The following is an 11,536-nucleotide window of genomic DNA, read 5'->3' as shown; positions in this document are numbered from 1 at the left end:
CCAAATTTAATGGCCTTAGCCCGATAGAATATCGAGCTAAGGCCATTGCCTAATTTTATTTTTTTATACTGTCTACTTGACAGGGTGCAGTTCATTTTACCATTTGGTTTTTCACGCTCCTTTTATAAAAATGAATCACTATTCATTTTTGTTATTTCTAATTATAATTACTTTTCTCATAATTTAAAACAAAAAAATAAAAAGTTCCGATTCTCTTGGTTTATGTTCCATCTGAATCGATATATGTTCCAATTTATTCATTTTATGTGCCAACCTACTTTTTTTCCGTTTAAATAGCCATTCAAACGTAATTTCGACCTTAATTATTTAAGCATGAGACGATCTCACCATAATAATTACCTTTTTCAAAAGTGCTTTTAGCGTTATGTTCCAAATTGAACGTTATATGTTCCATTCCTCAAGTTTATGTTCCAATTTCACCAATATAGGTTCCATCTAACCAGTTTTATGTGCCAAGCACAGATCAACGATGCCAGGCCACAAACCAACTCAAAAAACCAGGTAAACGATAAAAAAACCTTCTTTCCCTAAAAAGAAAAAGAAGGTTTTTTATTAGATTAATCGTTGTCGCTTCCAAAAAAGTTTCTGAATGATTGGAGAGTTGCATCACGGTTAATAGCTGCGATTGATGTTGTAATCGGAATCCCTTTCGGACAAGATTGCACGCAGTTTTGTGAATTACCACAGCCCTGCATTCCGCCATCTTCCATAAACGCATTTAAACGTTCAGCTTTATTCATCGCACCGGTTGGGTGTGCATTGAACAAACGAACTTGGTTAAAAGTAGCTGGTCCCATAAAGTTTGTTTTACTGTTCACATTTGGACATGCCTCTAAACATACACCACATGTCATACATTTTGAAAGTTCATATGCCCATTGACGTTTTTTCTCAGGCATACGTGGTCCAGGACCTAAATCGTACGTACCATCGATTGGAATCCATGCTTTGACTTTCTTTAAAGAATCAAACATTCTGCTTCGGTCAATTTGCAAATCACGAACAATCGGGAATGTACTCATTGGTGCCAAACGGATTGGCTGCTCTAATTTATCAACAAGCGCCGAACAAGCTTGGCGCGGCTTGCCATTGATAACCATTGAACATGCACCGCAGACCTCTTCAAGACAGTTCATTTCCCAAGTAATTGGGGATGTACCTTGTCCTTTTGCAGTGACAGGATTTCTGCGAATTTCCATTAACGCCGAAATAACGTTCATATTCGGACGGTATGGAAGTTCAAACTCCTCCTCAAAAGGAGCAGAGTCTGGAGTATCCTGACGGGTTATTATAAATTTTACTGTTTTTGTTTCAGCCATTTTTTCCTACTCCCCTTTCAATTAATGCTTTTTAGTATAGTCACGGTCACGTGGAGCAAGTAGCGAGATATCAACATCTTCATAATGGAATGCCGGTGCTGTAGAAGCGTCGACAAATTTTGCCATTGTTGTTTTTAAGAATTCCTCATCATTACGTTTAGGGAAATCCGGCTTATAGTGAGCACCACGGCTCTCATTACGGTTATACGCCCCAATAGTAATAACACGAGCCAATTGAAGCATATTTTGTAATTGACGTGTAAACGCAGCCCCTTGGTTGCTCCATTTAGCTGTATCATTGATATTGATTTTTTTGTATCGCTCTAAAAGCTCTTGAATTTTTTCATCTGTTTTTAACAATCTATCATTGTAACGAACCACTGTAACGTTATCAGTCATCCACTCGCCAAGCTCCTTGTGGAGAACATAAGCATTTTCATTTCCATCCATTGACATAATGTCATTCCATTTTTGCTCTTCCTCTTTAACTTTACGATCAAATACGGAAGAAGCAATAGCATCCGAACTCTTTTCAAGTCCATCAATATATCGAACAGCATTAGGACCGGCAACAGAACCGCCAAAAATAGCAGATAGTAGTGAATTCGCTCCTAATCGGTTAGCACCGTGCTGTGAATAATCACACTCACCTGCTGCAAATAAACCAGGAATGTTCGTCATTTGGTCATAGTCAACCCACATACCGCCCATTGAATAGTGAACGGCAGGGAAAATTTTCATTGGAACTTTGTGCGGATCGTCGCCTACAAATTTTTCATAAATCTCAATAATTCCGCCTAATTTTACATCTAATTCATGCGGATCCTTGTGTGATAAATCAAGGAATACCATGTTTTCCCCATTAACGCCAAGTTTCATATCCACGCAGACATTGAAAATTTCACGTGTTGCAATATCACGTGGCACGAGATTTCCATATGCAGGATATCTTTCTTCTAAGAAATACCAAGGTTTTCCGTCTTTATAGGTCCAAATACGACCACCTTCTCCACGAGCTGATTCACTCATCAGGCGAAGTTTATCATCACCAGGAATGGCTGTTGGGTGAATTTGAATCATTTCACCATTTGCATAATAAACACCTTGCTGATATAAAATGGAAGCTGCAGAACCTGTATTAATAACAGAGTTAGTTGACTTACCGAAGATAATCCCAGGGCCGCCTGTTGCCATAATGACGGCATCAGCAACGAAAGATTTAATCTCCATTGTTTTTAAATTCTGTGCAGCAATACCGCGGCAAACGCCTTCGTCATCCAAAATCGCACCAAGGAATTCCCAGCCCTCATACTTAGTCACTAAGCCTTCAACCTCATGGCGGCGAACTTGCTCGTCTAATGCATATAGAAGCTGCTGCCCAGTAGTTGCACCGGCAAATGCTGTACGGTGATGCTGTGTTCCGCCGAAGCGACGGAAATCAAGTAATCCTTCCGGGGTACGGTTAAACATAACACCCATCCGGTCAAATAAGTGAATAATACCAGGTGCGGCATCACACATTGCCTTAACCGGAGGCTGATTTGCTAAGAAGTCCCCGCCATAAACTGTATCGTCAAAGTGAATCCAAGGAGAGTCGCCTTCCCCTTTAGTATTTACTGCTCCATTAATACCACCTTGGGCACAAACAGAGTGAGAACGTTTAACCGGAACTAGAGAAAATAACTCTACCGGTGTCCCTGATTCTGCCACCTTAACGGTTGCCATCAAGCCAGCTAAACCACCGCCGACTACGATCACCTTACCTTTACTCATCGTGACTCACTCCCTAATCCAAAATCCAATAATTTTCCGTTCAAAATTTCGTTGATCACACGAATGCTAGAAGCGCTTGAATTCCAATAATGGAAAGCAGCACGAAAATGATTAAAGTCACATATGTAGAAATGACTTGTGAACGTGGTGAAATGGTAATTCCCCAGCTTACCATGAATGACCATAAACCATTTGAGAAGTGAAAAATAACTGAAAGAACTCCCACTAAATAAAAACCAAACATGAATGGTGAAGATAAGATATCAGCCATCATTTGGAAATTAATTTCTGTTCCAAAAGCCTTCGCGATTCGTGTTTCCCAAACATGCCATGCAATAAAAATTAGGGCAATTACCCCCGTAATACGCTGCAGGATGTACATCCAGTTTCTGAAAAAGCCCATTCTGCCAACATTGCTTTTTGAAGTAAAAGCAATATAAAGGCCATAGATTGCATGAAATAATAATGGCAAATAAATTAATACCCATTCTAGCACGTTAAGGAATGGAAGACCTTCCATGAAATTTACTGCTTTTTGAAAGGATTCTGCTCCCCCTGTTGCAGCATGGTTAACTACAAGATGCACGATTAGGAACAATCCGATTGGAATGACTCCCAGCAGCGAGTGCACTCTTCTCGAAATAAATTCTCGATTTCCCGCCATAATTTACCCCCCTTAAATAATAAGAATGATGTTAAGTTTCTTTCCTTTTTATATTCCTTTTAAAAAGAAATTTCAACCTAGCATCACTATGACAAAATTGTGACATGTCCATTTTACTCCTGTCGACATAGAGCGTCAAGAAACCGTATACAGAATTATTTTCTAAAAATACAATTTCTTTGAGAATTTAATAGTAAAAGAGAATGATAAGCGCTTACATTTTTAAGGTTGATTTTGGAAACGCTTCCATCAGAACTACATTTTATTTAACAATATATTAAGGATAGAAATTGAGGTAAAAAGGTAATATAGTTATGATGGTAATCATATAAAAGTATCGTAGCATAGCAATTTATACATTTGGCTTTCTCATCAATTTCTAATTTACAAATCATTAATGAAATTAAACACAGTTTGTATATAATAGAATGGTAGAAAGAGGGGAGACTATTGAGCGAAAGTACTGTAGTTAATTTAAACACACAATCGGATGAGACGAGAACAGTGTCGATTTTTGGCTATGAGCTGATCAGAGAAATTCTTTTACAGGAGATTTTAGGAAAAGATACTCCTGAAATCTTATATTGGGGAGGAAAACGGTTAGCGAGAATGTACCCTTTAAATAATTACGAAGAATTGATTGATTTTTTCGACAGAGCCTCATGGGGTCATCTTGCGATAAAGAATGAAGGCAAAGATGAAATGGAATTTGAACTTATTAGCCCACTGATTGTTTCCCGCGTGAAATCAAAGGCCGAACACTTCTTCCAACTCGAAGCCGGTTTCCTTGCGCAACAAATCGAGCATCAAAAAAAGGGCATTGCTGAGACCTTCGAACACCCTGTTAAAAAATCCAACAAAGTCCTCTTCACCGTAAAATGGGATAAAAAAGATACGATTGATTAAAAAAGTGACAGGCATCATGTGAAGAATTCACATGGTGCCTGTCACCGTTTATTGGACAAATTTCTTATTTTGCCCCGCCCTGGACGGTAAATGTTTATTCTGTTATGGCGGATAGTTCGAATGCGTTGTGGAGCGCCTGTACGGCTTTCAGCATGTTTTCTTCTTCAACAACTACTGAGACCTTAATTTCTGAAGTGCTGACCATTTTTACTTGAATTTGATTGGATGCCAGTACTTCAAACATCCTTGCAGCTACTCCCGGATTGGAAATCATCCCTGAACCGACGATAGATACCTTAGATAATTGATTTTCAGCATCGATTTGTTCGTAATTTAGCAAGTCTTTGTGATCCTCAAGAACTTTCACTGTTTCCATTAAATCTTCTGTTTTAATCGAGAAGGAAAGATTGGCCGCTCCTGCCTCGGTTGTACTTTGAATAATGATATCAACATTAATATGATTCTGTGCAAGTGTTGTGAAGATGGTTGACAGGCTTGTTAACGAATTAGCCAGACCTAACACCGTCACTTTTGTAATTTCATCCTCAAATGCGACACCGCGGACTACTAGATTTTGTTCCATTGTTGCTTCCTCCTCAATAATTGTTCCATTCATTCTTTCCATACTAGACCGAACTTCAAGCCGTACCTGATAGTTTTTTGCAAACTCAACTGCCCTTGGATGCAGCACACCAGCACCTAAATTAGCAAGTTCGAGCATTTCATCATAAGAAACAGACTTCAACTGACGGGCACCCTTAATATATCTTGGATCAGTTGTAAATACCCCGGTAACGTCTGTGTATATATCACACCGATCAGCTTTTAATGCAGCTGCCAATGCCACTGCCGTTGTATCCGATCCGCCTCTTCCGAGTGTGGTGATTTCTCCGCTTTCGGTAATACCTTGGAACCCGGCAACAATGACCACTTTTCCATGTGACAATTGGCTTTCAATTGCCTCGGTTCTAACATCGGTAATTCGGGCATTTCCATGAACTGGCTCTGTAACAATTCCCGCCTGCCAGCCTGTATAGGAAACGGCCTCAAGTCCCTTTTGATTTAACGCCATCGACAATAAGGCAATCGTAACTTGTTCTCCTGTTGTTAACAGCATATCCATCTCCCGCTTACTTGGCTGCGGAGAAATTTCTTTTGCCAAATTTACCAGCTGGTCTGTTGATTTTCCCATTGCGGAAACAACCACCACCACTTGATTTCCTAATATCGTTTCTTCTTTCACACGCTTCGCCACATTCATGATTCGCTCAACACTGCCAACAGACGTTCCCCCAAATTTCTGAACAATTAAACCCATTTCTTCCCCTTCTTCCTGTAAGGCTATGTAGTAAATTTCTTTTGTAAAAACAAAAAAAGCAATGAGAAGAGTATCTCATTGCTTTGGGAACACAAAAATGCATTCTTGCGTTTACAATGTAAGATAGCTCTCCAAGACATATGATTAGTCTTGACAATCCAGTATTTATTCAACACAGGACCAGCAAAGAAAGAAATGAGACTCTCTTCACTTCGGCGAACATCCCCTTTCATGATTCTTCTTTGAAGCTCATCCTTCTCAGAACCACTACTCTTGAAGCTCGCACCTCTACCTACACTTTACGTTGATAAAGTGTTATTAAATTTTCACTCATTATAGCATAGGACTACTTTTCTGACAACGGTCAATTTTGAAGTTTTTTCATTAATTCTTCGGCGACATTTACCGGCAGACCTGCCGCAGTAAGTTCTTCAAGACTGGCTTCTTTCATTTTTTTCACGGAGCCAAAATGTTTTAATAACAGTTTTTTCCGTTTCTCGCCAATTCCAGAGATATCATCGAGAAGCGATTGAAAAGCGGTTTTGCCGCGGATTTGGCGATGGAATGTAATCGCGAAACGGTGGACCTCATCTTGAATTCTTTGCAGCAAATAAAACTCCTGACTATTTCGTGCAAGCGGGACAATTTCAAGCGGATTCCCATACAACAATTGAGATGTGCGGTGTTTTTCATCCTTCACGAGGCCTGAGATTGGAATATCGAGCCCAAGCTCATTTTCTAATACATCTCTAACCGTCTCAACATGTCCCTTCCCGCCGTCAATAATGATTAAATCCGGAAGCGGAAGTTCTTCTTTTAAAGCTCTGGAATATCTTCTCCTCGTAACCTCTCGCATCGACTCATAATCATCAGGTCCTTGGACGGATTTAATTTTATATTTGCGGTATTCTCGTTTATTTGCCTTTCCATCGATAAACACGACCATCGCTGAAACCGGGTCCGTTCCTTGAATATTGGAATTATCAAATGCTTCAATCCGGTGCGGTGTAAAAATTCCAAGAAGATTTCCAAGGGTCTCAACAGCCTTAATTGTTCTTTCCTCATCTTTCTCAATTAATGAAAATTTCTCATTCAAGGCAAGCTTCGCATTTTTAATCGCCATTTTGACGAGATCCTTTTTCTGCCCGCGCTGCGGCTTTAGCACCTTAACTTCAAGGAGCTGTTCAGCCATTTCTAAATCCATCTCATCCTGGATTAATATTTCTTTTGGCTTAAAATGATTGGTCTTTTGATAAAATTGCCCCAGGTAGGTGAGGATTTCCTCGTCTGGTTCATTATAAATCGGGAACATCGATACATCCCGCTCAATGAGTTTCCCCTGGCGGACAAAGAAGACTTGAACACACATCCAGCCCTTGTCAACGGCATAGCCAAACACATCACGATCAGTGAAATCAGTCATTGTAATTTTTTGCTTTTCCATAATGGTTTCGATGTGGATTATTTTATCGCGGAATTCCTTTGCGCGCTCAAAATCTAATTCTTCTGCCGCTGCGGTCATTTTTACAGTTAATTCTTTTTTAATATCTTTATAACCGCCATTTAAAAAGCGGGTAATTTCATCTGTCATTTCCTTGTATTGTTCTTCCGCCACTTCATTCACACATGGTGCGAGGCATTGCCCTAAATGATAATAAAGACAGACCCGGTCTGGCAATGTGGAGCATTTTCGTAACGGATAGAGCCGGTCAAGCAGCTTTTTTGTTTCATTTGCCGCTCCTACATTCGGATAGGGGCCAAAATATTTACCTTTATCTTTTTTTACTTTTCTTGTGATGATAAGTTTTGGATGTCTTTCTGCTGTCAGTTTAATAAATGGATAGCTTTTATCATCCTTCAGCATGATATTGTATTTAGGGTCGTATTTTTTTATTAAATTTAATTCAAGAAGCAGCGCTTCTATATTGGAAGTGGTTACAATGTATTCGAAATCCTCGATTTCATTCACGAGTCTTAGTGTCTTCCCATCGTGTGAGCCGGTAAAATAGGAGCGGACACGATTTTTTAAGACTTTTGCTTTCCCTACATATATGATTGTCCCTTGGCGGTCCTTCATTAAGTAGCAGCCAGGCTGATCAGGCAGTATGGTTAATTTTTGTTTTATTATTTCGTTCATTCTGGCCACCCCACCCCATTCTTTTTATCTCTATAAAATTTTAAAATAAATAGTTGATAAAGGAAAGCTGTGTTTTTTAGGAAAAATAAAAACCTTAGCCGGAATATGTTCCAGCTAAGGTTTCATGGGCTATTCTTAAACGTGTTTTTGTAACACGCTTGCTAAAGCGTCTTTGGGTTGGAAACCTACCACTTTATCGACAACTTCACCATTTTTGAAAACAAGCAAAGTTGGAATGCTCATAACGCCGTATTTAGCAGCAGTTTCTTGGTTTTCGTCAACATCAAGTTTAACGATTTTTACTTTATCGCCCATTTCTGAATCAAGTTCATCAAGAACAGGAGCGATCATTTTACAAGGTCCGCACCATGGTGCCCAGAAATCTGCAAGAACAAGTCCTGAACCTGTTTCAGCCGAAAAATTTTGATCTGATACATGTGAAATAGCCATTTATATTGACCTCCTAGAAAATACTGAATTACTACGGAAAGTATACCATCGATTGGTAAATCAAGCTAATAATATGTCTCAAAGATAATTTTCCCATTATTCCTTTAAGTATTCTATGCAAAAACATAACAAGAGCGAGCGGAATATCCCGCTCGCTTTAATTGTCAAGCTTTAGCGTATAGACACTTCCGCTTTCTTATTATGAGTGAACTTTAAGTTTTTTAAACTCTTCGGTTAACATTGGCACGACTTCAAATAGGTCGCCTACGATACCGTAATCCGCCACTTTGAAGATGTTTGCTTCTGGATCTTTGTTGATCGCAACAATTACTTTTGAATTAGACATTCCGGCAAGGTGCTGAATCGCTCCGGAAATTCCGCAGGCAATATATAAATCAGGCGTTACAACTTTACCGGTCTGACCGATTTGCAAAGAGTAATCGCAGTAGTCAGCATCACATGCGCCACGGGAAGCACCAACGGCTCCGCCAAGAATTTGTGCTAATTCCTTTAGCGTTTCAAACCCCTCTGCACTTTTAACGCCACGACCGCCGGAAATTACTACTTTCGCTTCACTAAGATCAACGCCTTCACTTGCTTTGCGAACCACTTCTTTGATAATCGCACGAAGGTCTTTAATATCCACGGAAAGGCTGGTAACCTCACCCGTTCTGCTGTCATCTTTTTCTAATGGTGCAATATTGTTTGGACGAACAGATGCAAAAATTAAGCCATCTGTTACAATTTTCTTTTCAAATGCTTTACCTGAATAGATTGGTCTTGTAAAGACGATGTTACCTCCAGCTGCTTCTACAGCAGTGGCATCAGAAATGAGACCAGACCCAAGTTTGCCGGCAATTCTTGGAGATAAATCTTTTCCAAGCGCAGTATGACCTAAAACAAGACCTTCCGGTTTTTCTTGCTCAATGACTGCTAAAAGTGCTTGAGAAAAACCATCTGATGTATATTGTTTTAATTTCTCATCTTCGACAACAATGACACGGTCCGCGCCATATTTAATGATTTCTGAACCTAAAGCGCTTACAGCTTCGCCCACTAAAACTCCAACTACTTCTCCGCCCTCTGCTACTGTTTTTGCAGCAGCAACTGCTTCGAATGTAACATTACGTAATGATCCGTCACGGACTTCTCCCAATACCAATACTTTTCTAGACATTCCCTTTACCTCCTGCAACAATTTTGGCTAATCGTTCAACCCTGTCTTTTTCCTTGCCCCAACTTAGTAAGCCAATTGACAAGTTTCTAATTTTAAATCGATTAAACTACTTTTGCTTCTGTATGAAGAAGTTGAACTAGTTCTTTTACTTGGTCAGCAAGCTCGCCGCTTAATACTTTTCCAGCTTCTTTTTTAGGCGGTAAATAAATTTCAATTGTTTTTGTTTTTGCTTCTACGTCATCTTCTTCAAGATCAAGATCATCTAATTCAAGTTCTTCAAGCGGTTTCTTTTTCGCTTTCATAATTCCTGGTAATGAAGGGTAACGAGGTTCGTTTAGACCTTGCTGTGCTGTAACAAGCAATGGAAGGCTTGTTTCAATCACCTCAGAATCTCCTTCAACATCGCGGGTAACGGTTACATTGCTTCCATCGATTTCAAGCTTCGTAATGGTTGTTACATAAGGAATATTTAAAAGTTCTGCAACGCGTGGACCCACTTGTCCGGAACCGCCATCAATTGCCACATTTCCACCAAGGATTAAATCCGCATCTTTATCCTTTAAGTATTCAGCAAGAATTTTTGCCGTTGTAAATTGGTCACCATTCTCAATATCATCTTCAATATTAATTAAAACCGCTTTGTCTGCACCCATTGCTAATGCAGTCCGTAATTGTTTTTCACTTTCTTCATTACCGACGGAAATGACAGTTACTTCGCCGCCATTTGCATCGCGCACTTGAATGGCTTCTTCAATCGCATATTCATCATAAGGATTGATGATAAATTCTGCACCGTCCTCATTGATTTTTCCGCCGGAAATCGAAATCTTTTCTTCAGTATCAAAGGTTCTTTTCATTAACACAAAAATGTTCATGGTTTCCCTCCTAAATTTCGAGCATTCGCTCAGTTTGAAAGATTAAGAAAACTGTTTCGAAAAAAATTTTTTTATAAAGCTTCGCTGCGGATTTTACCCACGCTAACGAAGTTTATTCACCCTTAAAGTTTGGTTCCCTTTTTTCAATGAAGGCTTGAATTCCCTCTTTACCGTCATTTGACATAAATACTTCGCCAAACAACTCGGCTTCTTTTTTCACACCTTCGTAGAACTCTTCTGTCTTTGCATAATTTAATAATAATATAGCTGACTTTAAAGAACCATGGCTTTTTTTGGAAATCTTCCGGGCCATTTTATAGGCGTTTTCTAATACTTCCCCTTCCGGATAAGCATGGTTAGCCAGACCATATTGAACAGCCTGAACACCTGTAATTGGTTCAGAGGTGAATAGCATTTCTGCAGCACGAGCAACCCCGACATATTTTGGCAGACGCTGCGTTCCAGCAAAACCTGGAATTAACCCAAGCTGAAGTTCCGGTAAGCCAAGCTTCGCTGTTTCACTCACAAGCCTAAAATGGCAAGCCATTGCCAGCTCCAAGCCTCCGCCAAGAGCTGCTCCATGTATTGCGGCAATAATCGGCTTTGGAAACTTTTCCATACGATCAAATAGATCCTGACCATATTTCCCAAGCTGGGAAAAACCCTCTGAAGAAGAAATAGTTGTGAATTCCTTAATATCAGCACCCGCCGAGAAAAAGCGGCCTTCTCCATGAAGTACAATCACTTTTACATCAAGATTCGATTCAATTTCATCCAGCACTGCCGAAAGTTCCCTGAGTAAACCTGTTGAAAGGGCATTCGCCGGAGGACGATTAATTGTGATGGTCGCGATTTGGTCTTCTAAAGTCCATTTTAAAAATTCCAATTTTCTCCCC

At 39.7% G+C, this 11,536-nt stretch carries 10 protein-coding genes and 1 riboswitch; of the genes, 1 reads left to right on the top strand and 9 read right to left on the bottom strand.

Annotated features, from left to right (window positions below; genetic code table 11):
• Nucleotides 1–578: 578 nt before the first annotated feature.
• Genes sdhB through J2Y67_RS16590 form a run of 3 tightly spaced genes read right to left on the bottom strand, consistent with a single transcriptional unit; the run spans nucleotide 579 to nucleotide 3,777 of the window.
• The gene (sdhB, locus tag J2Y67_RS16600) at nucleotides 579–1,340 is read right to left on the bottom strand and encodes a succinate dehydrogenase iron-sulfur subunit (protein WP_310175937.1); all 762 of its coding nucleotides are present in this window, start codon (nucleotides 1,338–1,340) and stop codon (nucleotides 579–581) included.
• 21 nt (nucleotides 1,341–1,361) lie between these two features.
• Nucleotides 1,362–3,113, bottom strand: coding sequence for a succinate dehydrogenase flavoprotein subunit (gene sdhA, locus J2Y67_RS16595; RefSeq protein WP_310175936.1), 1,752 nt, complete (start codon nucleotides 3,111–3,113; stop codon nucleotides 1,362–1,364).
• 55 nt (nucleotides 3,114–3,168) lie between these two features.
• Entirely contained in the window at nucleotides 3,169–3,777 is a 609-nt protein-coding gene (locus tag J2Y67_RS16590; RefSeq protein ID WP_310175935.1) for a succinate dehydrogenase cytochrome b558 subunit, read from the bottom strand.
• Between the two features lie 450 nt (nucleotides 3,778–4,227).
• On the opposite strand from J2Y67_RS16590, the gene J2Y67_RS16585 reads away from it, so the two are divergent.
• Nucleotides 4,228–4,683, top strand: a complete 456-nt coding sequence (locus J2Y67_RS16585) for a YslB family protein (protein ID WP_310175934.1) — start codon at nucleotides 4,228–4,230, stop codon at nucleotides 4,681–4,683.
• Between the two features lie 94 nt (nucleotides 4,684–4,777).
• Here J2Y67_RS16585 and J2Y67_RS16580 read toward each other — a convergent pair whose 3' ends face one another.
• The 6 genes from J2Y67_RS16580 to J2Y67_RS16555 all read right to left on the bottom strand — a co-directional run bounded on the left by J2Y67_RS16580 (nucleotide 4,778) and on the right by J2Y67_RS16555 (nucleotide 11,526).
• On the bottom strand, nucleotides 4,778–6,001 hold the full coding sequence (locus J2Y67_RS16580) for an aspartate kinase (RefSeq protein WP_310175933.1): 1,224 nt from the start codon (nucleotides 5,999–6,001) through the stop codon (nucleotides 4,778–4,780).
• 116 nt (nucleotides 6,002–6,117) lie between these two features.
• Nucleotides 6,118–6,300, bottom strand: a riboswitch (Lysine riboswitch).
• Nucleotides 6,301–6,365: 65 nt separating this feature from the next.
• Nucleotides 6,366–8,138 (bottom strand): excinuclease ABC subunit UvrC, encoded by a 1,773-nt coding sequence (gene uvrC, locus J2Y67_RS16575; RefSeq protein ID WP_310175932.1) that lies wholly within the window; start codon nucleotides 8,136–8,138, stop codon nucleotides 6,366–6,368.
• A 135-nt stretch (nucleotides 8,139–8,273) separates the two neighbouring features.
• Nucleotides 8,274–8,588: a thioredoxin gene (gene trxA, locus J2Y67_RS16570; RefSeq protein ID WP_310175931.1), complete on the bottom strand. Its 315-nt coding sequence runs from the start codon at nucleotides 8,586–8,588 to the stop codon at nucleotides 8,274–8,276.
• 199 nt (nucleotides 8,589–8,787) lie between these two features.
• Nucleotides 8,788–9,765 carry an electron transfer flavoprotein subunit alpha/FixB family protein gene (locus J2Y67_RS16565; RefSeq protein ID WP_310175930.1) on the bottom strand — a complete coding sequence of 326 codons (978 nt, stop codon included), beginning with the start codon at nucleotides 9,763–9,765 and terminating at the stop codon, nucleotides 8,788–8,790.
• Nucleotides 9,766–9,866: 101 nt separating this feature from the next.
• On the bottom strand, nucleotides 9,867–10,640 hold the full coding sequence (locus J2Y67_RS16560; RefSeq protein ID WP_310175929.1) for an electron transfer flavoprotein subunit beta/FixA family protein: 774 nt from the start codon (nucleotides 10,638–10,640) through the stop codon (nucleotides 9,867–9,869).
• Nucleotides 10,641–10,752: 112 nt separating this feature from the next.
• Nucleotides 10,753–11,526, bottom strand: a complete 774-nt coding sequence (locus J2Y67_RS16555) for an enoyl-CoA hydratase (RefSeq protein ID WP_310175928.1) — start codon at nucleotides 11,524–11,526, stop codon at nucleotides 10,753–10,755.
• Nucleotides 11,527–11,536 lie beyond the last annotated feature (10 nt).

Origin of the sequence: Neobacillus niacini (assembly GCF_031456445.1) — a bacterium.
Taxonomy (GTDB): Bacteria; Bacillota; Bacilli; order Bacillales; family Cytobacillaceae; genus Neobacillus; species Neobacillus niacini_I.
The sequence above is the reverse complement of the archived record's forward strand: the minus strand, read 5'-3'. Positions and strand labels throughout refer to the sequence as shown.

Bases quoted from the DNA above. Each gene is read 5' to 3' on its own strand.
- trxA (WP_310175931.1), bottom strand. From the start codon at position 8,588: ATGGCTATTTCACATGTATCAGATCAAAATTTTTCGGCTGAAACAGGT.
- J2Y67_RS16590 (WP_310175935.1), bottom strand. From the start codon at position 3,777: ATGGCGGGAAATCGAGAATTTATTTCGAGAAGAGTGCACTCGCTGCTG.
- J2Y67_RS16560 (WP_310175929.1), bottom strand. From the start codon at position 10,640: ATGAACATTTTTGTGTTAATGAAAAGAACCTTTGATACTGAAGAAAAG.
- J2Y67_RS16565 (WP_310175930.1), bottom strand. From the start codon at position 9,765: ATGTCTAGAAAAGTATTGGTATTGGGAGAAGTCCGTGACGGATCATTA.
- sdhA (WP_310175936.1), bottom strand. From the start codon at position 3,113: ATGAGTAAAGGTAAGGTGATCGTAGTCGGCGGTGGTTTAGCTGGCTTG.
- J2Y67_RS16580 (WP_310175933.1), bottom strand. From the start codon at position 6,001: ATGGGTTTAATTGTTCAGAAATTTGGGGGAACGTCTGTTGGCAGTGTT.
- uvrC (WP_310175932.1), bottom strand. From the start codon at position 8,138: ATGAACGAAATAATAAAACAAAAATTAACCATACTGCCTGATCAGCCT.
- sdhB (WP_310175937.1), bottom strand. From the start codon at position 1,340: ATGGCTGAAACAAAAACAGTAAAATTTATAATAACCCGTCAGGATACT.